Source organism: Pseudomonas knackmussii B13 (assembly GCF_000689415.1).
In the GTDB taxonomy this organism is placed as follows: domain Bacteria; phylum Pseudomonadota; class Gammaproteobacteria; order Pseudomonadales; family Pseudomonadaceae; genus Pseudomonas; species Pseudomonas knackmussii.
Genome location: NZ_HG322950.1, coordinates 232,789 through 257,665 on the forward strand (window position 1 = coordinate 232,789; position 24,877 = coordinate 257,665).

Here is a 24,877-nt window from a genome sequence, read left to right on the forward strand (position 1 = left end):
GGCTAGGTCGCTCGGGTTCGGAGACGTTATTATATTACTCTTTACCTCCCTGCCCGTGTGAGTTCGCCGTGACCCTGCGCCCATTTGCCCTGCTCTCCGCCGCCTGCGCCCTGTTCCTGAGCCTTGGCGCCCGCGCCGAGGTGACGGTGCTGACCAGCATCAAGCCGCTGCAGCTGATCGCCGCCGCCGTCCAGGACGGCGCCGGCACCCCGGACGTGCTGCTGCCGCCGGGCGCCTCGCCGCACAGCTACGCGCTGCGCCCGTCCGATGTCCGCCGCCTGCGCGAGGCGCAGCTGTTCTACTGGATCGGCCCGGACATGGAGGTGTTCCTCGACAAACCGCTGCAGGCGCGCTCGGCGCCCAGCGCGGCGCTGCAGGACCTGCCCGGCATGCACCTGCGCAAGTTCGTCGACTTCAGCCACATGACCCAGGCCGACTACGAGGATCACGACCACGATCACCGCCCCGGCTCGGTGGACGCGCACCTCTGGCTGCTGCCCGCCAATGCCCAGCTGATCGCCGCGCGCATGGCCGAGGACATGGCCATCGCCGACCCGGCCAACGCCAGCCGCTACCAGGCCAACCTCAAGGCCTTCGACGAGCGCATGGAGCAGCTGGACGCCCGCCTGAAACAGCGCCTGGCGCCGCTGGCCGGCAAGCCGTACTTCGTCTTCCACGAGGCCTTCGACTACTTCGAGGAAGCCTACGGCCTGCATCATGCGGGCGTCTTCGCCGTCTCCGCGGACGTCCAGCCGGGCGCCAAGCACGTGGCAGCGATGCGCGCGGAACTGCAGAAGACCGGCCCGGCCTGCATCTTCAGCGAACCGCCGATCCGCCCGCGCCTCGCCGACACCCTCAGCGCCGGCCTGCCGGTGCGCCTGGCCGAGCTGGACGACCTCGGCGTGACGGTCAAGGTCGACGCCAACGGCTACGAGAACCTGCTGGGCAACCTGGCCGGCGAGTTCGCCGGGTGTCTGGAAAAGCTCTGATCGGAGCGAGCCTTTCGTAGGAGCGAGCTTGCTCGCGAACCTGGCTCCTCTGAGGGGTCGTTCGCGAGCAAGCTCGCTTTTACAAGGAATGAAGCCGCCGGTTAGAGGGATGTCGGAATTTGCTCTACATTCATCTGTGCGCTACGGCAGGCACAAGATATTGATGCCAGTCAGTAGTTGATAACTAGATGTTGCGTACGGTGGTCGGATTTCGCGCCAACCACCCAGCCAACAGGAGGTTACTCAGCGGATGGCCAGGACCGATGCACGCCCACGCGGCGCCGACCAGGGGATGCCGCCCCTGCAACCGGCTTCCCAGGACATCTGGGACAGCAAATACCGCCTCAAGCAGAAGGACGGCACGCCGGTCGACGACAGCGTCGATGCGACCTGGCAGCGCGTCGCCCGCGCACTGGCCGACATCGAGGCCGACCCGGCGACCCGCGAGCACTGGTACGAGCGCTTCCTCTGGGCCCTGCGCCACGGCGCCATTCCGGCCGGGCGGATCATCTCCAATGCCGGTGCGCAGGCGTTCAAGCCGGCCACCTCGACCATCAACTGCACCGTCTCCGGGATCATCCACGACTCCATGGACGACATCCTGCAGAAGGTCCACGAGGCCGGGCTGACGCTCAAGGCCGGCTGTGGCATCGGCTACGAGTTCAGCACCTTGCGCCCGCGCGGCGCCTACGTTTCCGGCGCCGGCGCCTATACCAGCGGGCCGCTGTCGTTCATGGATATCTACGACAAGATGTGCTTCACCGTGAGCTCGGCCGGCGGTCGCCGCGGCGCGCAGATGGGCACTTTCGACGTCGGCCATCCGGACGTGCGCGAATTCATACGCGCCAAGCGCGAGGACGGCCGCCTGCGCCAGTTCAACCTCAGCCTGCTGGTCACCGACGGCTTCATGCAGGCAGTGGAAAGCGACGCCGACTGGCCGCTGGTGTTCCCGGTGCACCACAAGGAGCGCGGCGAGATCGACCTGGACGACCCGGCCAAGGTGCTCTGGCGCGACTGGCCGGTGCACGACGACTACGTGGTTGGCGAGGACGGCCGGGTCGCCTGCAAGATCTACGGACGGGTCAAGGCGCGGCACCTGTGGGACATGATCATGGTCTCCACCTACGACTACGCCGAGCCGGGCTTCATCCTCATCGACCGGGTCAACGAGCTGAACAACAACTGGTGGTGCGAGGCAATCCGCGCTACCAACCCCTGCGGCGAGCAGCCGCTGCCGCCGTACGGCTCCTGCCTGCTCGGCTCGGTGAACCTCACCGGCTTCGTCGTCGAGCCCTTTGGCGAGGAACCACGCTTCGACTGGGAGCGCTACCGCGAAGTGGTGCGCGTGTTCACCCGCATGCTCGATAACGTCGTGGAGATCAACGGCCTGCCGCTGGCGCAGCAGCGCGAGGAAATCCTCGGCAAGCGCCGACATGGCATGGGCTTCCTCGGCCTGGGTTCGACGCTGACGATGCTCAAGCTGCGCTACGGCAGCCCGGAGGCCTGCGTGTTCACCGAGGAGGTGGCGCGCGAGATGGCGCTGGTCGGCTGGGAAGTGGCGCTTGACCTGGTGCTAGAGAAAGGCGCCGCGCCGGTGCTGGTTCAGGAATATGAAGTTACCGCCGAGATGCTGCGCAAGCGCCCGGAGATGGCGACCGATGGCTACAAGATCGGCGACAAGGTGCCCGGCCGCATCCTCCACGCGAAGTATTCCCGCTACATGCAGCGCATCGCCGAACATGCGCCGCAACTGGTCGAGGCGCTGGCCCGCCACGGTGCGCGCTTCACCCATCACAGTTCGATCGCGCCCACCGGCACCATCAGCCTGAGCCTGGCGAACAACGCCTCCAACGGCATCGAGCCCAGCTTCGCCCACCACTACTCGCGCAACCTGATCCGCCCCGGGCGCAAGACCAAGGAGAAGATCTCGGTTTACAGCTACGAGTTGCTCGCTTACCGCGCGCATGTCGACGCCAAGGCCGTGCCCGATGCCGAGAGCGAGCGCCATCGCCTGCCGGACTACTTCATCACCGCCGACGACGTCAGCCCGCAGCAGCACGTGGACATCCAGGCCGCGGCGCAGAAGTGGGTCGATTCGTCGATCTCGAAGACCGCCAACGTGCCCACCGACTACCCCTTCGAGCAGTTCAAGGACATCTACCTGTACGCCTGGCGCCAGGGCCTGAAGGGCTGCACGACCTTCCGCTTCAACCCGGCGGCCTTCCAGGGCGTGCTGGTCAAGGACGCGGACCTGGAGCGCACGCTCTACCGCTTCCAGCTGGAAGACGGCAGCACGGTGGAGCTCAAGGGCAACGAGGAAGTCGAGTACGACGGTGAGATCCACACCGCCGCCAACCTGTTCGATGCCTTGAAAGAAGGCTACTACGGCAAGTTCTGAGGAGGCCCGCGATGGCAGTGAAGATCGGTCAGAAGATCAAGGGCTTCGAAGTGGTGGACGTGGTCGAGGAGCGCGCCCGCGCCGAGGCCGCCGCCGCGGCGTCGGTGGTGAAGATGGACGAGACCCTGCAGCGTCCGGAGATGCTGGTGGGGGCGACCTACAAGATCAAGTCGCCGCTGTTCGAGCACGCGCTCTACGTGACCATAAACGACGTGGTGCTCAACCCCGACACGCCCTACGAGCAGCGCCGGCCCTTCGAGATCTTCATCAACTCGAAGAACATGGACCACTTCCAGTGGATAGTGGCGCTCACCCGCATCATGTCGGCAGTGTTCCGCAAGGGCGGCGACTGCACATTCATGGTCGAGGAAATGAAGGCAGTGTTCGACCCGCGCGGCGGCTACCTCAAGCGCGGCGGCGTCTATATGCCGTCGATCGTGGCTGAAATAGGCGCGGTGATCGAGCGCCACCTGATCGCCATCGGCCTGATGCAAGGCCCGGAAATCGACCAGGAACAACGCCTGTACCTCGCGGAAAAACGCGCGGCCTACGAAGCAGCCCAGGGCACCAACAAGGCCGAACCCGGCGAAGGCTTCCCCACCGGCGCCCAGCTATGCGGCAAGTGCAGCACGATGGCGGTAGTGCAAATGGACGGCTGCGCGACCTGCCTCAATTGCGGGCATTCGAAATGTGGGTGAGCCGGCCGTACGCGACGCATGCGTCGCGCCGGCGAACGACCGGCCATGGATGGCCGGGCTGGGGTTGAGCTTGAGCAGAGGAGTCACGACAGGGATGTCAGCTCCAGATTGGATCTTCACGCCCGCTTGCATCCCGCCACACAAAACCCTGTAGGAGCGAGCTTGCTCGCGAACCGAACTGCACTGCAGCAGCGGGGAAATCCATTCGCGAGCAAGCTCGCTCCTACGAAAGGCGGGTCTCGCCGGTGAGTACCGTTACAACGCAAACGGCAGATGAATCTCCACCTTCTGCCGATGCGCCAGGCGACGTTCGAACTCGCCCGGATCGTGGATCAGCACATCCTGCCCGGCGAAGGCTTCGGCGGCGATCAGGCGGGAAAGCCAGAAGCGCACGCAGGCCACGCGCAGCATTTCCGGCCATAGCTCCGCTTCCAGCGCGGTAAAGGGGCGGCGGCTGGCGTAGGCGCCTAGCAGGGCGCGGGCGCGCGGGCCGTCGAGGGTGCCGTCGGCGTGGGAGCACCAGTCGTTCACGGTGATCGCCAGGTCGTAGAGCATCCAGCCGGAGCAGGCGTTGTAGAAGTCGATCACCCCGGCCAGGTGCGGTCCGTCGAACAGCACGTTGTCGCGGAACAGGTCGGCGTGCAGGTTGGCGCGCGGCAGTTCGGGTTGCTCGGCGAGCAGACGGGCGATCTCTTCCAGGGCGCTGTCCAGCAGCTCGCGCGGCGCGGGCGCCAGGTGCGAGGACAGCGCCTCGCCCTGATGCAGCATCCAGCTCAGGCCGCGGTCGCTGGGGCGTTCGATGACGTGTTCGCGGCTGGCCAGGTGCAAGCGCGCCAGCAGAGTGCCGACCTCGCTGCAATGGTGCGTGTTGGGCTGGCGCTCGTGGCGCCCCGGCAGGCGCGGTTGCAGCAGCGCCGGCTTGCCTTCGAGCTGGCGCAGCGCCTCGCCGTCGCGGGTGCGCAGGGCGTACGGCACCGGCAGGTCGGCTTCGTGCAGCAGGTCGAGCAGTTCGACGAAGTACGGCAGGTCCTGCACGGGGCCGCGTTCGACCAGGGTCAGGACGAATTCGCCCTGCTCCAGGCTGACGAAGAAGTTGCTGTTCTCCGAGCCCTCGCTGATGCCCTGGAAGTCGTGCAGGCGGCCGAGGCCGTAGGGGGCGAGGAAGGCTTCCAGGGTGGAGCGCTCGAGAGGGGTGAATACCGACATGCTCAGACCTCGTGAGCGCTAAACGGTGAATGGATTACCAGCTGAAGATCTGCCACTGGGGGATGAGCTTTTCCGGCTGGTCGGAGCGGATGAAGTTGCCGTCGCTGCCATCCTGGCGCACCAGGAAATACGGCTTGCCATGCTTGGGCGTGACCTTGATGGCATAGAGGAATCCGTTGATGCGGTATTCCTGGATGGTCTTGTCGCCCTCCTGGCGGATGGTCACGTCGGGTTCGGGCGTCGGCGCTGCCTCGTCGGCGGCCAGAGCAGCAAGGGGTGCAGCGGCCAGCAGGGCGGCCAACAACCAGCGTTTCGAACTGCGCATGATAACCTTGTTCCTTTGTTGAATTGGCTAGGGTCATTCTAGCCCCTGGCCTCCGGAAAAGGTTGATTCCCCTCATGAGTCAAGCACCCCTCGTCCTCGTGGACGGCTCTTCCTACCTGTACCGCGCCTTCCATGCCCTGCCGCCGCTGACCACCTCCAAGGGCATGCCCACGGGCGCGGTGAAGGGGGTGCTGAACATGCTCAAGAGCCTGCGCCGGCAATATCCCGGCAGCCCTTTCGCGGTGGTCTTCGACGCCAAGGGCCCGACCTTCCGCGACGAGATGTTCGCCGAGTACAAGTCGCACCGTCCGCCGATGCCGGACGAGCTGCGGGTGCAGATCGAACCGCTGCATGCCTCGGTGCGTGCGCTTGGTTTGCCGCTGCTGTGCGTTGAAGGTGTGGAAGCCGACGATGTGATCGGCACTCTGGCCCGCAGCAGCGCCGCGCTGTCGCGCCCGGTGGTGATCTCCACAGGCGACAAGGACATGGCGCAGCTGGTCGACGGGCACATTACGCTGGTCAACACCATGACCGGTAGCACGCTGGACGTGGATGGCGTGAAGGAGAAATTCGGAGTCGGTCCTGAGCTGATCATCGACTACCTGGCGCTCATGGGCGACAAGGTCGACAACATTCCCGGCGTGCCGGGCGTCGGCGAGAAAACCGCGCTGGGTCTGCTCACCGGAGTGGGCGGCGGCCTCGACGTGCTCTACGCCAACCTCGACAAGGTCCCCTCGCTGCCGATCCGCGGCGCCAAGGGCCTGCCGGCCAAGCTCGAGGAGAACCGCGAGCAGGCCTACCTCTCCTACAAGCTGGCGACCATCAAGACCGACGTCGTGCTGGACGTCGAGATCGACGCGCTGCATCCGGGCGAGCCGGACCGCGAGGCACTGATCGAGCTGTACCGCGAGATGGAGTTCAAGAACTGGCTCGACGACCTCCTGCGCGAAGCCAAGGACGCCGGCGAAGCACCGGCTGAAGAGGCGCCCGCGCAAGCCGAAGCACGCTACGAGACGGTGCTGGAGCAGGCCGCATTCGACGCCTGGCTGAAGAAACTGCAGGCCGCCGAGCTCTTCGCCTTCGACACCGAAACCACCAGCATCGACGCCCAGCAGGCGCAACTCGTGGGCGTTTCCTTCGCGGTGGAAGAGGGCGAGGCTGCCTACGTGCCGCTGGCGCACAGTTACATGGGCGTGCCCGCCCAGCTGGATCGCGACGCCGTGCTGCGCGCCCTCAAGCCGCTGCTGGAAGACCCGAAGAAAGCCAAGGTCGGCCAGCACGCCAAGTACGACATCAATGTCCTGGCCAATGCCAGCACGCCCATCGCGGTGCAGGGCGTGGCCTTCGACACCATGCTCGAGTCCTACGTGCTGAACGCCACGGCGACCCGCCATGACATGGACAGCCTGGCGCTGAAGTACCTAGGCCACAGCACCATCCGTTTCGAGGACATCGCCGGCAAGGGCGCCAAGCAGCTGACCTTCGACCAGATCGCCCTGGAGCAGGCCGGCCCCTACGCGGCGGAAGACGCCGACGTGACCCTGCGTCTGCACCGCACCCTGTGGGAAAAGCTGCAGGCCATTCCTTCGCTGGCCAAGGTGCTGCAGGACATCGAAATCCCGCTGGTGCCGGTGCTGGCGCGCATTGAGCGCAATGGCGCGCTGGTCGATGCCCACTTGCTCGGCATGCAGAGCCACGAGCTCGGCGAGAAGATGGTCGAGCTGGAGCGCAAGGCTTTCGAGCTGGGTGGCGAGGAGTTCAACCTCGGCTCGCCCAAGCAGCTCGGCGCCATCCTCTACGAGAAGCTCGGCCTGCCAGTGTTGGCGAAGACCGCTACCGGCCAGCCGTCGACCGCCGAAAACGTCCTCGCCGACCTCGCCGAGCAGGACTTCGAGCTGCCCAAGGTGATCATGCAGTACCGCTCGCTGAGCAAGCTCAAGAGCACCTACACCGACAAGCTGCCGGAACAGATCAACCCGCGCACCGGGCGCATCCACACCAGCTACCACCAGGCCGTGGCGGCCACCGGGCGGCTATCGTCCACCGACCCGAACCTGCAGAACATCCCGATCCGCACCGCCGAAGGCCGGCGGATCCGCCAGGCGTTCGTCGCGCCCAAGGGCTACAAGCTGGTATCCGCCGACTACTCGCAGATCGAGCTGCGCATCATGGCCCACCTGGCGATGGACGAAGGCTTGCTCGACGCGTTCCGCCATGACCGTGACGTGCACCGCGCCACCGCGGCCGAGGTCCTCGGCATTCCGCTGGAAGAGGTCACCGCCGAGCAGCGCCGCCGCGCCAAGGCCATCAACTTCGGCCTGATCTACGGCATGAGCGCCTTCGGCCTGGCCAAGCAGATCGGCGTCGACCGCAAGGAAGCTCAGGCCTACATCGATCGCTACTTCGAGCGTTATCCGGGCGTGCTGGCCTATATGGAGCGCACCCGCGTACAGGCTGCGGAGCAGGGCTTCGTCGAGACGCTGTTCGGGCGTCGGCTGTACCTGCCGGAAATCGCCTCGAAAAACGCGGTCATGCGCAAGGCGGCCGAACGCACGGCGATCAACGCGCCCATGCAGGGCACCGCCGCGGACATCATGAAGCTGGCGATGGTGGCTGTGGATAACTGGCTGCAGGAAAGCGGCGTCGACGCGCGCGTCATCCTCCAGGTGCACGACGAACTGGTGCTGGAAGTGCGCGAGGAACAAATCGAAGCCGTATCGGCCAAATTGCGTGAGCTGATGGGCGGGGCCGCCCGTCTTGAGGTACCGCTCATCGTCGAAACCGGCAGCGGTTCCAATTGGGATGAAGCCCACTGACGAACGGTCGTAGGCCCCGAATTCCGGGGCCTTTGGCGCTATTGTCAAGCCCCGGAAATGGGGGAATAGGAAATTTCTTTGTGACGGGCTGAACTTTCCTGCAAGGGCGCAGGTCAGAACTTGTGAATGGCTGGAGAAGCCCTTCGATGCTCCTTTGCAGTGTTTAGTGTTGGCAGAATCCAGGACCCCGCCCTAGCGGTCCGGACTTAAACCCCGAACTTCCCCCTCCCCATACGAAGCTCGGGGTTTTTTTTGTCCGCGCGTCAGCCCTCGACGCCGGATGCTTCCTCTTCTTCCCCTTCCTCAAGCAGCCCCAGCCAACCGGCCAGGACCAGCTGTGCCTCTTCCACACCCTGGCGCTTGGGCGCCGAGAACAGCTGCAGCGTGGCGACATCGCCCCAGCCGGCGAGGATTTCCTTGCGCACCTTCAGCAAAGCGTTCTTCGCCGCGCCGTAGGCGAGCTTGTCGGCCTTGGTCAGCAGAACGTGGATCGGCAGGCGACTGGCCTGGGCCCAGTCGAGCATCAGGCGGTCGAAATCGGTCAGCGGATGGCGGATATCCATCAGCAGCACCACGCCGGCGAGGCTCTCGCGGCTGCTCAGGTAGGCCTCCAGGTGTTGCTGCCAGTGCAGCTTCAGCGGGATCGGCACCTTGGCGTAGCCATAGCCGGGCAGGTCGACCAGGCGGCGCTCGTCGTCCAGGCGGAAGAAGTTCAGCAGCTGCGTACGCCCGGGGGTCTTCGAGGTGCGCGCGAGATTGGCATGGGTAAGTGCATTTAGCGCGCTAGACTTCCCAGCATTGGACCTGCCGGCGAAAGCGACCTCCAGGCCGGCGTCTTCCGGGCACTGGTCGACCTTGGCGGCGCTGATGAGGAAAGTGGCTTGCTGGCACAGGCCGAGGATGGGGTTTTTCGCAGGGGTTTTGAGGGACATTGAGTGCTTCCGCGGCGGGTGCGACTAGGTGTCGCGGCGGCCGGTTTCGTTTCCGTTTCGATTGCCGAAGTATATAATGCCGCGGATTTTGTGTGCGCTTTATCCCCCAGGGTCGGGCGCCACGGGAACGCGAAAATCAACCGGCCGTGCAAGAAGAACGCGGACGTTCCCTCCCGATGAGGATGATCATGAAGAAACTGCTGTTCGCAGCCGCAGTCGTTGCGCTGGCTTCCAGTGCCCAGGCGGCTCAGGATCCCGAAGCGGTATTCAACCGTGCCTGTGGCGCCTGCCACGCCGGTCAATTGCCGATGGCCCCGAAGAAGGGTGACGCGGCAGCGTGGAAACCACGCCTGGACAAGGGCATGGACACTCTGGTGCAGCACGTTACCAACGGCTTCAACGCCATGCCGCCACGCGGCTTGTGCACGGACTGCAGCGCCGAGGATTACAAGGCGATCATCCAGTGGATGTCCAAATAGCCTGGGCCACTCTCTAACACTCATAGCCGTAATGGATTAGCTGATGAACAAAATTATCGTGAGTCTGCTGTTGACCCTGGGACTGACCGGCCTGGCCCACGCCGCAGGCGATGCCAAAGCGGGTCAGGCGAAAGCTGCCGTATGCGGCGCCTGTCATGGCGCGGACGGCAACAGCGCGGCGCCCAACTTCCCGAAACTGGCCGGCCAGGGCGACAAGTACCTGCTCAAGCAGATGCATGACATCAAGAGCGGCAAGCGCACCGTGCTGGAAATGACTGGCATCCTGAACAACGTCAGCGATCAGGACATGGAAGACATCGCCGCCTACTTCTCCAGCCAGAACATGAGCATCGGCGCGGCCGATCCCAAGCAGGTCGCCCACGGCGAAGAGCTGTTCCGCGGTGGCAAGCTCTCCGAAGGCATGCCTGCCTGCATCGGCTGCCACGCGCCCAACGGTGTGGGCAACGTGCCCGCCGGCTTCCCGCGTCTGGGCGGCCAGCATGCCGCCTACGTAGCGAAGCAGCTGACCAACTTCCGCGAAGGCGAGCGCACCAACGACGGCGACAGCATGATCATGCGCAGCATCGCCGCCAAGCTGTCCAACAAGGACATCGCGGCCATCTCGAGCTATATCGAAGGCCTCCACTGAGGCCTCGCGCCGGGTTGTTCGCCGGTAAAGAAAAAAGGGTGGCCCAGGCCGCCCTTTTTCGCATCTGTCGCCACTACAATGCTGAAACCGTTTGCCCGGGCCCAGGTCCAAGGCCCGCCGCGCCGCGGTACCCGATCCCGCTAAGGAGTGAACTATGCGTAACCTGATTTTCACCGCCGTACTGGCTTTTGCCGGCCTGTTCGGTCTCAGCGCGCAAGCCGCCGAGTTCGAAGCTGGCAAGCAGTACACCGTGCTGAGCACACCGGTTCCGGTGTCGCAGCCCGGCAAGATCGAGGTGGTGGAGCTGTTCTGGTATGGCTGCCCGCACTGCTATGCCTTCGAGCCGAGCATCAATCCGTGGATCGCCAAGCTCCCGGCTGACGTCAACTTCCATCGCATTCCGGCCATGTTCGGCGGCATCTGGAACGTTCACGGCCAGCTGTTCCTGACCCTCGACGCCATGGGCGTTGAGCACAAGGTGCACACCGCCGTATTCGATGCCATCCACAAGGAAGGCAAGAAACTGGCGACCCCGGAAGAAATGGCCGACTTCCTCGCCGGCCAGGGCGTAGACAAGGACAAGTTCCTCAGCACCTACGACTCCTTCGCCATCAAGGGTCAGATCGAGAAGGACAAGAAACTGGCCATGGCCTACCAGATCAGCGGCGTACCGACCATGGTCATCAACGGCAAGTACCGCTTCGACATCGGTTCGGCCGGCGGTCCGGAGAAGGCGCTGGAACTCGCCGACTTCCTGATCGCCAAGGAACGCGAAGCGGCCAAAGGCGCCCAGTGAGGTAGCCATCGATGCTGCGCCGGTCGAGCAAGCAGCGTGTAGCGGAGGCCCGCTCCACGCGGGTCAATCCCCACGGAGGCGAGCGCACTTATCCTGGTGACGGGCGCCTGCGCTTGCTCAGTTTCAACATCCAGGTCGGTATCAGCACCGAGCGTTACCATCACTACCTGACCCGCAGCTGGCAGCACCTGCTGCCGGCTGCCGGTCGCGCCAGCAATCTGCAGCGAATCGGCGACCTGCTCGCCGGCTATGACCTGGTGGCCCTGCAGGAGGCCGATGGCGGCAGCCTGCGTTCCGGCTACGTCAATCAGGTCGAACACCTGGCCCAACTGGGGGCTTTCCCCTACTGGTACCAGCAGCTCAATCGCAACCTCGGGCGCCTGGCGCAGCACAGCAACGGCTTGCTCAGCCGCCTGCAGCCGAACCTGCTGGAAGACCATCCGCTACCGGGCCCGCCCGGACGCGGCGCCATCCTCATGCGCTTCGGCGAAGGCGAGAACGCCCTTGCCGTGGTGATGATGCACCTCGCCCTCGGCGCCCGTACCCGCACCCGCCAGCTCGCCTATATCCGCGAGCTGCTGCAGGGCTACCGGCACCAGGTGCTGATGGGTGACATGAACACCCATGCCAACGATCTTTTGGAAAGCTCACCGCTGCGCGACCTGGGGCTGATTGCACCGCAGGTCGAGGCGACTTTCCCCAGCTGGCGCCCGCAGCGCTGCCTGGACCACATATTGCTAAGCCCCGAGTTGACCCTGGAGCGGGTCAGCGTGTTGCCGCAGCCGATTTCCGACCACCTGCCGGTGGCCGTGGAGATCCGCCTGCCGGCCGCTTGCCGGGACGACTCCGCGCTTTCTCTCAGAGGCGTTTGATGAGCCGCGACGATACACAGCGCTGGAAAGAGAAATACCTCGCCAACATCGAGCAGCAGGAACGCCTGGAACAGCGCTGGGAGGCACGCGTCGACCTCATGCGCCGTGGCCTGGTGCGCAGCAGCCTGGCGGCCGAAGGCAGCGACAAGGCGGTCGACCAGTGCATGCAGGAACTGCGTGAACTGCTGCGCCGCAAGGACATCGACTCGGGCCTCGCGCGGCTGATCCCGCGCCTGGAAAAGACCGTACTGGACTCCGAACAGCGCCGACAGCAGCGGGTCAAGCAGAACGTCGCCGCGCTGACCCAGCTGGCCCAGCAGTTGATGAGCCTGGAAGAGCTGCCGCGCGACGTGCGCCTGCCGTTGAAACTCTTCGCCCGCGACCTCGAGGCCCGCGCCAGCCAGTCGCGCGAGATACCGGTGCTGCTGGGCGAACTGGGCAACCTGCAACGGCGGGTGCTCGATCAACTGGCCGCGAATACCGACGGGCCACGTCCGGGCTTGCTGCAGCGTCTTTTTGGCGCTCGTGATGAAGAAGAGGAAGCCGGTGCAGCTCCAGCCGCCTTAGAGGCGTCTGCCGAGGAGCCCGCGCCCGCAGCAGCGCCAGAAGTGCGTGCGGTACAAGCCACGCCTGCTGCGCCGGAGCTTGAGCACCCTGCGGCAGCCGCGCCGGCGCCGTCTTCCGTGCTGGATGCTCTGCCGCTGCCCTCCGAGCTGATTCCGAGCACCTCGCGTCCGGTGGTGTTGGATGGCGAAGGCGAGCAGCGCTACGCCCTGCCGCCAATGCCCGAACCTGGCTACAGCGCGGTGGCGCCGCATATCGAGGCCAGCCTGCTGCACCTGCTCGACCAACTGCAGCTGCCGAGTTCGCATAAGCCCCAGGCGCTGGCCCTGCGCGGGCGCATCGAGGGCAGCCTGAACTGGTATGAGCTGGTTCCGGTGCTGGACGACCTGGCGGTGCTGGTGCTGGCACTGAACGACAGCGGTCAGCAGGCCTTCGAAGGTTATCTGCATCAGCTCAACGAGCGCCTGAGCACCTTCCTCGATAGCCTGGGCGCAGTGCGCCAGGGGCAGGACGAAGGTTCCGCCAGCGCCCGCGAGCTCGACGCCGAATTGCGTCACCAGGTCAGCGGGCTGCAGGACAGCGTGCAGCAGGCTACCGACCTGGACTCCCTGAAACGCTCGGTGGAAGAGCGCCTGGAAGGCCTGCTCGGCAGCATCGAGCGGCACCGCCAGGAGCGCGAGATACGCGAGCGTGAGGCCGGCGAACGCCTGCAGGCGCTGGTCGCGCGTGTCGCCTCGATGGAAGAGGAAGCGCAGACCTTCCAGGCGAGCATCGAGGATCAGCGGCAGAAGGCCCTGACCGACCCGCTCACCGGCTTGCCCAACCGTGCCGCGCTCAGCGAGCGCATGGAGCTGGAGGTGGCGCGGGTCCAGCGTTTCGGTGGCGATCTGTTGCTGGCGATGCTCGACGTCGACCACTTCAAGCGCATCAACGACGACTTCGGGCACCTGGCCGGCGACAAGGTCCTGAAGATCATTGCCGGCGAGCTGGCCAAGCGCCTGCGCAAGACCGACTTCATCGCCCGCTTTGGCGGCGAGGAGTTCGTCGTGCTGCTGCCGTCCACGTCGCTCGACGGCGGGCGCCAACTGCTCGAATCGCTGCGCGGCGCGGTGGAGAAGATCCCCTTCCACTTCAAGGGCGAACCCCTGAGCATCACCTGCTCGATCGGCGTGACAGCCTTCCAGGGCGGCGAGCGCAACGACGCCGCTTTCGAGCGCGCCGACCAGGCCCTGTACCGTGCCAAGCGCAGCGGGCGCAATCGCCTGGAACTGGGCTGAGGCGTAGGGCGCATAACGCTCCGCGTTATACGTCGTTTAGCCGTGGCTCCCCGGAGATGGACCTGGCGGTGATGGGTTCGACAGGCTCCGTCATGGAGCTGCCGATACGCGAGGTGAGGCGGGGGGCAACCCAACAAACCGCGAACGGTTGTACGCCCTACGCGCAACCTTCCATCTTCCGAACTTGACGAATGAAAGATCCTGGGTTTTGATTCGCATCTATAACTTACGAATCGAAACTAAATCCTTCATGTCGAAACGCAACACGCCCCAGCGCCGCCACGACATCCTTGCCCTGCTCAGCCAGCAGGGCGAGGTAAGTGTGGATGACCTCGCGCGGCGCTTCGCCACCTCCGAAGTCACCATCCGCAAGGACCTGGCGGCGTTGGAGAGCAACGGCCTGCTGCTGCGCCGTTATGGCGGCGCGGTACCGATGCCCCATGAGCTGCTCGGCGAGTCCAGCCCGCCGCTGTCGCCCTACAAGCAGGCCATCGCCCGCGAGGCGGCGGCGCGCATTCGCGAACACGCACGGATCATCATCGACAGCGGCAGCACCACCGCAGCGCTGATCCCCGAACTGGGCCACAAGCCAGGCCTGGTGGTGATGACCAACTCGCTGAACGTCGCCAACGCCCTGCGCGAACTGGAGCGCGAGCCGGTGCTGCTGATGACCGGCGGCACCTGGGACCCGCATTCGGAGTCCTTCCAGGGCCAGGTGGCGGAGCAGGTGCTGCGTTCCTACGATTTCGATCAGCTGTTCATCGGCGCCGCGGGCCTCGACCCCGAGCGCGGCACCACCACTTTCAATGAACTGCTCGGGCTGAGCCGGGTCATGGCGGAGGTCGCCCGCGAGGTGATCGTCATGGCCGAGGCGGACAAGCTCGGGCGGCGCATGCCCAACCTGGAGCTGCCGTGGAGCAGCATCCAGACCCTGATCACCGACGAACGCCTCAGCGACGAGGCGTGCGCCCGGATAGAAGCACGCGGCGTCACTGTCGTACGCGCGCGTTGCACGGACTAAGGAGAACTCCCCATGTGTGGAATCGTCGGCGCCATCGCTGAACGTAACGTCACTCCCATCCTCGTCGAAGGCCTCAAGCGCCTCGAATACCGCGGCTACGACAGCGCCGGCCTGGCGCTGATCGATGTTGCCGGCAGGCTCGAACGCCGCCGCCGCGTGGGCAAGGTCGCCAGCCTGGAACAGGCACTTGCCGAGCAGCCGCTCAGCGGCGCGCTGGGCATCGCCCACACCCGCTGGGCCACCCACGGCGTGCCGAGCGAGGCCAACGCCCACCCGCACTTCTCCCACGACCGCGTGGCGGTGGTGCACAACGGCATCATCGAGAACCACGAGGAGCTGCGTGAATTCCTCAAGGGCGAAGGCTACGTCTTCACCTCGCAGACCGACACCGAGGTCATCGTCCACCTGCTGCACCTGCGCCTGCGCGAGCTGGGCGACCTGACCCTGGCACTGAAGGCCGCAGTGCAGGAACTGCACGGTGCCTACGGCCTGGCGGCGATCTGCCTGGACCAGCCGGACCGCATCCTCGCCGCGCGCAGCGGCAGCCCGCTGGTGGTTGGCCTGGGCCTGGGCGAGAACTTCCTCGCTTCCGACCAGTTGGCCCTGCGCCAGGTCACCGACCGCTTCATCTACCTGGAAGAGGGCGACATCGTCGAACTGCGCCGCGACAGCGTGCAGATGTGGGATGTCGCCGGTAACCCGGTGCAGCGCGAAGTGGTGCGCTACCACGACGGCGCCGAGGCTGCCGACAAGGGCGCCTACCGCCACTTCATGCTCAAGGAGATCCACGAGCAGCCGTCCGTGGTGCAGCGCACCCTGGAAGGTCGCCTGGGCGCCCAGCGCGTGCTGGTGGAGAACTTCGGCCCGGACGCCGCGGCGCTGTTCGCCAAGGTGCGCAACGTGCAGATCGTCGCCTGCGGCACCAGCTACCACGCGGGCCTGGTGGCGCGTTACTGGATCGAGGAGCTGACCGGCATTCCCTGCCAGGTCGAAGTGGCCAGCGAGTTCCGCTACCGCAAGGTGGCCGTGCAGCCTGACGCACTCTTCGTCACCATTTCCCAGTCCGGCGAGACCGCCGACACCCTGGCCGCGCTGCGCAGCGCCAAGCAGATGGGCTTCCTCTCCAGCCTGGCGATCTGCAACGTCGCCACCAGCTCGCTGGTGCGCGAGTCGGACATGACCCTGCTGACCCTGGCCGGCCCGGAGATCGGCGTGGCCTCGACCAAGGCATTCACCACCCAGCTGGTTGCCCTGCTGCTGCTGACCCTGGCCATCGGCCAGGTGCAGGAGCGCCTGGAAGCGGGCATCGAGGCCGAGCTGGTTGAGGCCCTGCGCCGCCTGCCGACGCGCCTGGAAGAAGCCCTGGCGATGGACAAGGTGGTGGAGAAGGTCAGCGAGCTGTTCGCCGAGAAGAACCACACCCTGTTCCTCGGCCGCGGCACCCAGTACCCGGTGGCGATGGAAGGTGCGCTCAAGCTCAAGGAGATCTCCTACATCCACGCCGAGGCCTACCCCGCCGGCGAGCTCAAGCACGGTCCGCTGGCCCTGGTCGACGCCGACATGCCGGTGGTCACGGTAGCGCCGAACAACGAGCTGCTGGAGAAGCTCAAGTCCAACCTGCAGGAAGTGCGGGCCCGCGGCGGCGAGCTGATCGTCTTCGCAGAGGCAAACAGCGGCCTGGGCAACGGCCCGGGGACGCGTGTCGTGAGCATGCCGTCGATCCACGACTGCCTGGCGCCGATCCTCTACACGGTGCCGCTGCAGCTGCTGTCGTACCACGTCGCCGTGCTCAAGGGCACCGACGTCGACCAGCCGCGCAACCTGGCCAAGTCGGTCACCGTGGAGTGACCACACAGGCGCCGGCAGCCAAGGCTGTCGGCGCCGATGTCGGGTAATTTTTTTTGATGTTTACAAATCTTTCACTAATCCTTCTCTAATCTGTCAGATTGATACGCCAGGCTCAGCCCTCCGGCCGTACCGGGAGTGCGGAATGCCCCGGATTGGCACGAGAGCCCGGACGAGCATGACCAAGAACCGACGGCAAGTCGGTCACAACAACTGCTCAATCTTCTGGCGACGCATGAAAGACAGACTTCTCCCGCCCGCTGGCGGAAGCCTCCCGACCCGTTCAGCGGCGCTTGCTGGGGGCGCTATCCGATGAAATTCCTCGTTACCGGCGCTGCCGGCTTTATCGGTTATCACACCGCCGATCGCCTGTGCCGCGAAGGCCACGACGTGGTCGGCCTGGACAACCTGAACGACTACTACAGCGTCGAACTCAAGCATTCCCGCCTCGACCTGCTGCGTCGTCACGCCAATTTCCGCTTCGAGCGCCTCGACCTCGCCGACGCCCAGGGCCTGGCCGAACTGTGCCGCCGCGAAGGCTTCGAGCGAGTGATCCACCTGGCTGCGCAGGCCGGCGTGCGCTATTCGCTGGAAAAGCCGGGGGTCTACGCCGACTCCAACCTGGTCGGCTTCGTCAACATTCTCGAAGCCTGCCGGCAGAACGCCGTCGGGCACCTGGTCTACGCCTCGAGCAGTTCGGTGTACGGCATGAATACGCCGATGCCGTTCACCACCGATGCGCCCGTGGACCAGCCGGTGTCGCTGTATGCCGCGACCAAACGGGCCAACGAGCTGATGGCGCATACCTATGCGCACCTCTACCGCCTGCCGGTGACCGGGCTGCGCTTCTTCACCGTGTACGGTCCCTGGGGCCGTCCGGACATGGCGCTGTTCAAGTTCACCCGCGCGATCCTCGATGGAAAGCCAATCGATATCTACAACAACGGCGAGATGTCCCGCGACTTCACCTACGTCGATGACGTGGTCGAAGGCCTGTGCCGTATCCAGGCGCTGCCGCCGCAGGTCGGCGAGCAGGGCGAGGCCCCGGCGGCGCTCTACAACATCGGCCGTGGCGAGCCGGTCCGCCTGCTCGACATGGTCGAGTGCGTGGAACGGGCGCTGGGGCGCAAGGCGATCCGCAACTACCTGCCGCTGCAACCGGGCGACGTCCTGCAGACCTGGGCCGATGTAGATGCCCTGGCGCAGCGCACCGGTTTCCGCCCCGCCACGCCGCTGCAAGTCGGTATCGAGCGCTTCGTGCAGTGGTATCGCGACTATTACGAGGACGGCGCCGCACGCTCCCCAGCCTGAGCGCGGCGCCTGACGACAACTCCAGATTTCAAGGTAGGCAGAAGTATGTCCAACCCCTACGTATCGGTGCTCATCCCGGCCAAGAACGAGGCCGAGAACCTCCCCACGCTGCTCAACGAAGTGCGCCAGGCGCTGAGCGGCGAGGACTTCGAAGTGCTCGTGGTCGACGACGGCAGTACCGACAACACCCGCGCCGTGCTGCAGGACATGCAGCGCGACGGCTACACGCAACTGCGCGTGCTGAGCCACACGCGTTCGCTCGGGCAGAGCACCTCGGTCTTCCACGCTGCCGAAGCGGCGCGCGGCCAGTGGCTGGCGACCCTCGACGGCGACGGCCAGAACGACCCGGCGGACATCCCCGGCATGCTCGCCATCGTCCGCGCCCCCGATTGCCCGGCCGACCTCAAGCTGATCGCCGGCCACCGCGTGAATCGCAAGGACACGGCCAGCAAGCGCTGGGCCTCGCGCTTCGCCAACCGCCTGCGCGGCAAGCTGCTCAACGACCACACCCCGGACACCGGCTGCGGTCTCAAGGTGATCGAGCGCGAAGCCTTCCTGCGCCTGCCGTATTTCGACCACATGCACCGCTTCATCCCCGCGCTGATCCAGCGCCACAAGGGCAGCATGCGCGTGCACCCGGTCAACCACCGTCCGCGCAGCGCCGGGGTTTCCAAGTACGGCAACCTGGACCGCGCGCTCGTCGGCATCCTCGACCTGTTCGGTGTCTGGTGGCTGATCCGCCGTACCCGCCTGGACGTGACCGCCCGCGAACTGGAGCGCTGATCCATGGCCGGCACCGGCGATTCGCAACGTCCGCTGAGCCGGCTTGCGGGGGCCGAGAGCGGCCCTGGCTCGCTGTGGTCCCGCCTGCAACGCAACCCCTGGCTGCTCCTGCTGCTCGCCGCGCTCCTGCTGGGCGCCGGCCTGGGCTTGCGGGTGCCGAGCAACGTCGACGAGGAGCGTTTCCTCGGCGTCGCCCTGGAGATGCTGCAGACCGGCAACTGGCTGGTGCCGCACCGCGCCGGTGAAATCTACGGCGACAAGCCGCCGCTGTTCATGTGGCTGGTGGGCTCGCTCGTGCGCCTGGGCGTGAAGCCGACCCTGGCGTTGTTCCTCCCGGCGTTCTTCGCCGGCATCGTCGGCACCGCCTGTCTCTACGACATCGCCCGGCGCCTGTGGAACCGCCGCGTCGGCCTGATCGCCGGGCTGCTGTTCCTGGCCACCTATCAGACCCACGCGGTGCTGCGCGACGGCGGCATCGACGGCCTGTTGTTCCTGTGGATATCCCTGGCGCTCTACGGCCTGCTCCGCCACCTGCTGCTCGGCCCCGCCTGGCGCTGGTACTACCTGGCGTGCGCGGCCATGGGCCTGGGCATCATCAGCAAGGGCGTGGGCTTCCTCCCGGCCCTGCTGCTCATCCCCTATGCATTTGCGGTGCGGCGTGGCTGGTCCGGCGTCGTGCGCATGCCTGGCCAGGCCGGCCGCTGGTGGCTGGGCCTGCTGGTGACGCTGGCCGCCATCGCAGTCTGGCTGGCGCCGATGCTTATCTGGGCGTCACTCGACGGCGGCGCCGACGGTCGTGCCTACCTGAACGACATCCTCCTGCAGCAGACCGCCAAGCGATATGCCAATGCGTGGCAGCACCAGGAGCCGTTCTGGTACTTCTTCGTGAAGGTCATCCCGCAGTACTGGTTGCCGCTGCTGCTGACGCTGCCCTGGATGGTGCCGGCCTGGCGCCGCGAACTCGGCAAGCACAAGGGGCGCTTCCTCGTCCTGTTGGGCTGGGTGGCGCTGGTGCTGCTGTTCTTCACCCTCAGTTCGGGCAAGCGCAAGCTGTACATCTTCCCGGCGCTGCCCGGTCTGGTGCTGGCCATCGCGCCGCTGATGCCCTGGTTGCTGCGCCGCTGGTTCGCCGGCCGCCCGCGGGCGCGGAAGATCTTCGTCGGCGTGGCGGTGGTCTGGTTCGTCGCCTGGTTCGCCCGTGGCTTCATCGAGCCGCTGCGCGACGGCGGTAACGATCGTCAGCAGCTGATGGCCGAGGTGGCCCGCGAGTCGCAGGGTGCCGAACTGGTCCTGACCAACTGGCGCGAAGGTCACTGGCTCTACGCCCAGCAGCCGATCGTGCATTTCGGCCTGGATACGCCGAGCCAGGCGGAAAAGGCGGCGATGTGGCTGCGCCAGCATCCCCAGGCCGTGGCCATGGTGCGTGCCGATGACATCGACCGCTGCTTCCGCCGCGAACTTGCCAAGCCGGTGGAGGGGCACCACGAGGAAGACTGGTTCCTGGTGCGCGAGGATGCCGACAACGGCCAGTGCCACGACGACAGCCAGTACTCGATTCACGAATTCGCCTGGAAGAAGCCGCTGTCCTGAGTCTACCCGCCGGCATACCGGCGGGCGCTGCCGTACCTGATAACAATAAGGAGAATGCCGTGAACGCTGCGCTGGATCGCCACGCCGACGAGAAAACCGCCCCGAACCTGCCCAAGAGGCGCTGGCGGCGGCTTCTGCCCTGGGGGCTCGGCCTGGGCCTGTTGGCCGCCGGCGCAGTGGTCGTCCATCAGCACTGGCATCAGCGCGCCTACTACTACTTCTCCACCCAGGCCCACGCCGCCGACGTGGCGGGGCGCAACATCTGGCTGCCGGGCTACCGGGTCGCCATCGACGGCAAGCCGGTGAAGGGCATCGACAGCGACCTCTCGGCCATCGCCTACGACTACGATCACGATCGCCTGCTCGGTGTGACCAACGCCGGCGCCATGCGGGTGGTGGTGATCAGCAAGACCGGCGAGCTCCTCGCCGAGTATCCGATGCACGGTTTCGAGGACGTCGAAGGCATCACCTACCTGGGTGACGGGCTGGTGGCGGTGGCCGACGAGAGATTCCAGCAGCTCGACCTCTTCCGCCTGCCGGAGCAGCCGGGGCAGACCATCGAGGCCAAGGATGCGCAGTTCATCGTGCTGGACCTCGCGCCGAACATCCACAACAAGGGCTTCGAGGGCGTGACCTACGATGCGCTCGGCGATCGCCTGTTCGTTGGCAAGGAACGCGATCCCATGCAACTGCTGGAGGTCTCCGGCGTGCGCGCCAGCCTGTCCGGCGGCAAGCTGCAGCTCAAGGTCAGGAACCTCACGCCCTGGCTCGACAAGCGCTTCTTCGGCACCGATATCTCCGACCTGCACTACGACACCAAGACCGGCCACCTGCTGGTGCTGAGCGAGGAATCGCGGCTGATCGTCGAGTTCGACGACCAGGGCCAGGTAGTGAGCTTCCGCACGCTGCTCGGCGCCCCCTACGGCGAGTTGCAGCACAGCACCCCGCAGGCAGAGGGCCTGACCATGGATGCCGACGGCAACCTCTACGTGGTCAGCGAGCCGAACCTCTTCTACCGCTTCGAGGCACGCTGAGCGCGTGCCTGGGGGCGCGCCGGGCGCCCCTTTCAGCGATCAGTTCAGTTCCGAGCCCTGGGGGCTGCCTTCGGCGCGCGCGGCGCGGCGGATCAGTGCCAGGTTGCGCAGGTAGACCACGATGCCGAACGACTGGCCGAGGATGATGATCGGGTCGCGCTGGGCGATGGCGTAGCAGAACAGCATCACGCTGCCGAGCATCGACATGTACCAGAAGTGGATCGGGTTGACCGGGCGATGGGCGCGTTCGGAGAACCACAGCTGCAGCACGAAGCGGCCGGTGAAGACCACCTGGCCGACCATGCCGATGACCGTCCACAGCGGGTCGGCCTGGGTGATGGCGTGGATGATCGGCTCCGGCTTGGACACCCAGCCCAGGGCGATGGCTGCGCCCGACAGGCTCAGCCAGGGCCAGAGGAAGAACGGCGGCTGGCCGCCGGAGTGGCGCCGGTCGAGTTCCAGGTTGCGCAGGTAGATGGCCAGGCCCGCCATCTGGCCGAGGCTGATCACCAGGTCGCGCTGGTGCGTGGCGTAGGCCAGCAGCAGCACCGCGCCGGCGCAGCTGAAGTACCAGAAGTGCACCGGCATGAGGCTCTTGCGAGCGCGTTCGGAAAGAATCCACTGCACCAGGAAGCGCGCGGAAAAGGCAGCCTGTGCCAAAAGGCCGACCACGAACCAGACTGGATTGATCCCGCTCAACGAACTCTCCTCATGCACAGGCTTGCAGAACGCGCCACCAGCGGCCTGGCGGCGCGCGACAGTTTACCCTGTCGAGCATTGCAATTCGTCGGCCCTGCACTGCCGATGAGCGGATAACCGAATCGTCATTCGCCGCTCAGCGTGCCGTTAGGGGGCTTTTCTTATCGTGGGACCCTCATCCACCACCGAGGTCCCTCCCATGAAAACCGCTCGACTCTTCCTGTTTGCCGGCCTGGCCGGTCTTTCCTTCCTGGCCCAGGCCGAAAGCGGCGGCGACCGCACCTTCGCGCGCATGCAGCAGAACCTCCAGGCGGCCACTCAGAACACCCGCGAAGAAGCCGTCGCCGGCAACTTCGAGCCCTATCGCTACGGCATGAACCTGGACATCGCCGAAGTGCTCGAAGTGACCCATGGCCAGGGTTGCGGCGTGGTGCCGGTGCGCATGCGCTACCTCGACTCCCAGGGTGCAGAGCAGCGCCTGGAGTATCGCAGCGAGCGCGTCAGCTGCAGCCGCGGGCTCTGAATGGCGCGCGTCAAACCGGCCCGGGGAAGACCAGCTCGAACCGGGTCGGGCCTTGCGGCCGGCTGTCCACGGTCACCGCGCCGCCATGCAGGCTCATGATCGAGCGGACGATGGCCAGCCCCAGGCCGGTACCGCCTTCGCTCCGGGTGCCGTGCTCGTTGGCCCGGTAGAAGCGCTCGAATAGCCGCGCGAGATGACGCTCGGCGATACCCGTGCCGGGATTGCTGACGCTCAGGCAGACCCCCTTTTCACCCCGACGAATCTCGACGTCGATGCGTTGCCCTTCCGGGGTATGGCGGATGGCATTGGAAAGCAGGTTGGAGAAGGCCCGCTGCACCATCAGCCGATTGCCGAGAATGTCGGCTTCGCCCCGCAGCCTGATTTCCAGGCGCTTCTCCTCGGCGGCGAAGAGGAACACTTCGCTCACGCGCCTAGCCTCTTCGCCAAGACACAGTGGTTCGAAAGGCACCTGCGCCTGGCTGACCTGGGCCAGGAACAGCATGTCGGTGACGATGCGCGACAGGCGCTGCAGCTCTTCCACCCCCGAAACCAGCACCGCCTCGTACTCCTCGACCGAGCGGCTGCGCGCGAGGGTGACCTGCGCCTTGCCCAGCAGGTTGCTGATCGGCGAGCGCAGCTCGTGGGCGAGGTCATCGGAAAACTGCGTCAGCTGCTGCACGCCGTCGTCCAGGCGATGCAGCATGACATTCAGCGCCCGGGCGACTTCGCTCAACTCCCTGGGTAGGCGTTCCAGCGGAATGCGGTGGCTGAGGTCCTCGGTGGAGGTGCGCAGGGCGATCCGGCGAAAACGCCGCAAGGGCGACAGGCCGCGCTGCACGGCATGCCAGCCGCCCAGCCCGACGATCAGCAGCAGGAAAGGTACGCCAGCCAGTACCGAGTCGCGGAAGGCACCAAGCAGCGCATCGTCTGCGCTGCGTTCCTGAGTGAGCAAGACGCGCACCGGCGTGCTGTCGCCGAGCCGGGCGATGCTGCTGGCGGTGAGCAGCCGCTTGCCGTCGGCGGCACTCCAGCTGTGGAAGTCGAGAGCGCCGGAGACCGTCAGGCGTTCCAGCATGCCGCGTCGGGCCGCGGGGCCGGTGTCCAGCAGCAAGGTGCCGTCCGACTCCACCGGCAGCAGGGTCAGGGCGAAATCGTCATGCCCGGCGATCAGGTCCAGCAACTCGTGTGGATTGCCCATCAGGGACCGGCTGTCGGCGCTTGCGGCCAGCCCATGGCGAACCTGCTGCAGCTTGTCGGCCAGCTCGTCGCGGGCGCGGCGCTGCAGCTCGTGGTCGAGCGCGGCATAGGCCAGCAGCGCCAGCACCACCACCAGGCCGGCGCACAGCAGCGCCATGCTCAGGCCCAGGCGCGACGAGAGGCTGGCCGGCTTCATTCGCGGGCCTCGAGCACGTAGCCGACGCCGCGCCGGGTGTGGATCAGCGGGGTGTCGAAGGGATCGTCGACCTTGATCCGCAGGCGGCGGATGGTGACCTCGACGACGTTGGTGTCGCAATCGAAGTTCATGTCCCACACCAGCGAGATGATCTGCGTGCGGCTAAGCACCTCGCCGCTGCGGCTCATCAGCAGGTGCAGCAGGGCGAACTCCTTGGTCGTCAGGTCGATGCGCCGGCCGTCGCGATAGGCGCGGTGGCGCGCCGGGTCGAGCTCCAGCCCGGCGACATTCAGTACCGCCGGAGCGGACACCCGCTCGCCGCGCCTTAGCAGGGTACGTACCCGGGCGAGCAATTCGGGGAACTGGAAAGGCTTCACCAGGTAGTCGTCGGCGCCCAGTTCCAGGCCGCGTACCCGCTCGTCCAGGCGCCCGCGTGCGGTGAGCATGAGGACGCGGGTGTCGTTGTCCTGGCGCAGCTGGCGCAGGACCTCCCAGCCGTCCATCTGCGGCATGTTCACGTCGAGGATGACCAGGTCGTAGGCGCCTTGTCGCGCCAGGTGCAGGCCGTCTACGCCGTTGTTCGCGCGGTCGACGACGAAGCCGCTCTCACTCAGGCCCTGGTGCAGGTAGTCGGCCGTCTTTGTTTCGTCCTCTACAACTAGGATGCGCATTCGTTA

At 66.0% G+C, this 24,877-nt stretch carries 21 protein-coding genes and 1 pseudogene; 16 read left to right on the forward strand and 6 right to left on the reverse strand.

Annotated features, from left to right (window positions below):
* Positions 1 to 68: 68 nt before the first annotated feature.
* The 3 genes and pseudogenes from PKB_RS01045 to PKB_RS01055 all read left to right on the forward strand — a co-directional run bounded on the left by PKB_RS01045 (position 69) and on the right by PKB_RS01055 (position 4,085).
* Positions 69 to 989: a zinc ABC transporter substrate-binding protein ZnuA gene (locus PKB_RS01045; protein WP_043248275.1), complete on the forward strand. Its 921-nt coding sequence runs from the start codon at positions 69 to 71 to the stop codon at positions 987 to 989.
* 188 nt (positions 990 to 1,177) lie between these two features.
* Positions 1,178 to 3,387 (forward strand): annotated as a pseudogene (locus PKB_RS01050) (adenosylcobalamin-dependent ribonucleoside-diphosphate reductase).
* A gap of 11 nt (positions 3,388 to 3,398) precedes the next feature.
* Positions 3,399 to 4,085, forward strand: a complete 687-nt coding sequence (locus PKB_RS01055) for a TSCPD domain-containing protein (RefSeq protein WP_043248278.1) — start codon at positions 3,399 to 3,401, stop codon at positions 4,083 to 4,085.
* 255 nt (positions 4,086 to 4,340) lie between these two features.
* On the opposite strand, the gene PKB_RS01060 is transcribed toward PKB_RS01055, so the two are convergent.
* Together PKB_RS01060 and PKB_RS01065 are read right to left on the reverse strand one after the other, a co-directional pair.
* Positions 4,341 to 5,291: a homoserine kinase gene (locus tag PKB_RS01060; RefSeq protein ID WP_043248279.1), complete on the reverse strand. Its 951-nt coding sequence runs from the start codon at positions 5,289 to 5,291 to the stop codon at positions 4,341 to 4,343.
* A gap of 34 nt (positions 5,292 to 5,325) precedes the next feature.
* Entirely contained in the window at positions 5,326 to 5,616 is a 291-nt protein-coding gene (locus tag PKB_RS01065) for a DUF2782 domain-containing protein (RefSeq protein WP_043248281.1), read from the reverse strand.
* A gap of 74 nt (positions 5,617 to 5,690) precedes the next feature.
* Here PKB_RS01065 and polA point away from each other — a divergent pair, with 74 nt between their 5' ends.
* On the forward strand, positions 5,691 to 8,432 hold the full coding sequence (gene polA, locus PKB_RS01070; RefSeq protein WP_043248283.1) for a DNA polymerase I: 2,742 nt from the start codon (positions 5,691 to 5,693) through the stop codon (positions 8,430 to 8,432).
* Positions 8,433 to 8,695: 263 nt separating this feature from the next.
* On the opposite strand, the gene yihA is transcribed toward polA, so the two are convergent.
* Positions 8,696 to 9,364 (reverse strand): ribosome biogenesis GTP-binding protein YihA/YsxC, encoded by a 669-nt coding sequence (gene yihA / locus PKB_RS01075; RefSeq protein WP_043248285.1) that lies wholly within the window; start codon positions 9,362 to 9,364, stop codon positions 8,696 to 8,698.
* A gap of 188 nt (positions 9,365 to 9,552) precedes the next feature.
* Between yihA and PKB_RS01080 the strand changes: the two genes are divergently transcribed.
* From PKB_RS01080 to PKB_RS01130, 11 genes are all read left to right on the forward strand, one after another.
* Entirely contained in the window at positions 9,553 to 9,843 is a 291-nt protein-coding gene (locus tag PKB_RS01080; protein ID WP_043256799.1) for a c-type cytochrome, read from the forward strand.
* Positions 9,844 to 9,886: 43 nt separating this feature from the next.
* Positions 9,887 to 10,492: a c-type cytochrome gene (locus PKB_RS01085; RefSeq protein WP_043248287.1), complete on the forward strand. Its 606-nt coding sequence runs from the start codon at positions 9,887 to 9,889 to the stop codon at positions 10,490 to 10,492.
* Positions 10,493 to 10,646: 154 nt separating this feature from the next.
* Complete coding sequence (locus PKB_RS01090) at positions 10,647 to 11,288, forward strand: thiol:disulfide interchange protein DsbA/DsbL (RefSeq protein ID WP_043248288.1); 642 nt, start codon at positions 10,647 to 10,649, stop codon at positions 11,286 to 11,288.
* Between the two features lie 11 nt (positions 11,289 to 11,299).
* Positions 11,300 to 12,160 (forward strand): endonuclease/exonuclease/phosphatase family protein, encoded by an 861-nt coding sequence (locus PKB_RS01095; protein WP_043248290.1) that lies wholly within the window; start codon positions 11,300 to 11,302, stop codon positions 12,158 to 12,160.
* Positions 12,160 to 14,001 (forward strand): GGDEF domain-containing protein, encoded by a 1,842-nt coding sequence (locus PKB_RS01100; protein WP_043248291.1) that lies wholly within the window; start codon positions 12,160 to 12,162, stop codon positions 13,999 to 14,001. The genes PKB_RS01095 and PKB_RS01100 overlap by 1 nt, the downstream gene beginning before the upstream one ends.
* Before the next feature lie 250 nt (positions 14,002 to 14,251).
* On the forward strand, positions 14,252 to 15,022 hold the full coding sequence (locus PKB_RS01105; RefSeq protein ID WP_043248292.1) for a DeoR/GlpR family DNA-binding transcription regulator: 771 nt from the start codon (positions 14,252 to 14,254) through the stop codon (positions 15,020 to 15,022).
* Between the two features lie 12 nt (positions 15,023 to 15,034).
* Positions 15,035 to 16,870 (forward strand): glutamine--fructose-6-phosphate transaminase (isomerizing), encoded by a 1,836-nt coding sequence (gene glmS, locus PKB_RS01110; RefSeq protein ID WP_043248293.1) that lies wholly within the window; start codon positions 15,035 to 15,037, stop codon positions 16,868 to 16,870.
* Between the two features lie 309 nt (positions 16,871 to 17,179).
* Complete coding sequence (locus tag PKB_RS01115) at positions 17,180 to 18,178, forward strand: NAD-dependent epimerase (protein ID WP_043248296.1); 999 nt, start codon at positions 17,180 to 17,182, stop codon at positions 18,176 to 18,178.
* A gap of 45 nt (positions 18,179 to 18,223) precedes the next feature.
* Positions 18,224 to 18,961, forward strand: coding sequence for a glycosyltransferase family 2 protein (locus PKB_RS01120; protein ID WP_043248297.1), 738 nt, complete (start codon positions 18,224 to 18,226; stop codon positions 18,959 to 18,961).
* A 3-nt stretch (positions 18,962 to 18,964) separates the two neighbouring features.
* Entirely contained in the window at positions 18,965 to 20,551 is a 1,587-nt protein-coding gene (locus tag PKB_RS01125; RefSeq protein WP_084166549.1) for an ArnT family glycosyltransferase, read from the forward strand.
* Positions 20,552 to 20,610: 59 nt separating this feature from the next.
* Positions 20,611 to 21,585, forward strand: a complete 975-nt coding sequence (locus PKB_RS01130) for an SdiA-regulated domain-containing protein (protein WP_084166550.1) — start codon at positions 20,611 to 20,613, stop codon at positions 21,583 to 21,585.
* Positions 21,586 to 21,624: 39 nt separating this feature from the next.
* Here the strand turns inward: PKB_RS01130 and PKB_RS30450 are convergent, their stop codons facing one another.
* Positions 21,625 to 22,284: a lipid-A-disaccharide synthase N-terminal domain-containing protein gene (locus tag PKB_RS30450; protein WP_052355145.1), complete on the reverse strand. Its 660-nt coding sequence runs from the start codon at positions 22,282 to 22,284 to the stop codon at positions 21,625 to 21,627.
* Positions 22,285 to 22,483: 199 nt separating this feature from the next.
* Between PKB_RS30450 and PKB_RS01140 the strand changes: the two genes are divergently transcribed.
* Complete coding sequence (locus PKB_RS01140) at positions 22,484 to 22,807, forward strand: DUF2790 domain-containing protein (RefSeq protein WP_043248299.1); 324 nt, start codon at positions 22,484 to 22,486, stop codon at positions 22,805 to 22,807.
* A gap of 10 nt (positions 22,808 to 22,817) precedes the next feature.
* Here the strand turns inward: PKB_RS01140 and PKB_RS01145 are convergent, their stop codons facing one another.
* Together PKB_RS01145 and PKB_RS01150 are read right to left on the reverse strand one after the other, a co-directional pair.
* Positions 22,818 to 24,200, reverse strand: coding sequence for a heavy metal sensor histidine kinase (locus PKB_RS01145; RefSeq protein WP_043248301.1), 1,383 nt, complete (start codon positions 24,198 to 24,200; stop codon positions 22,818 to 22,820).
* Complete coding sequence (locus PKB_RS01150) at positions 24,197 to 24,871, reverse strand: heavy metal response regulator transcription factor (RefSeq protein WP_043248303.1); 675 nt, start codon at positions 24,869 to 24,871, stop codon at positions 24,197 to 24,199. Before PKB_RS01150 ends, PKB_RS01145 begins: the two co-directional genes overlap by 4 nt.
* Positions 24,872 to 24,877: the final 6 nt, after the last annotated feature.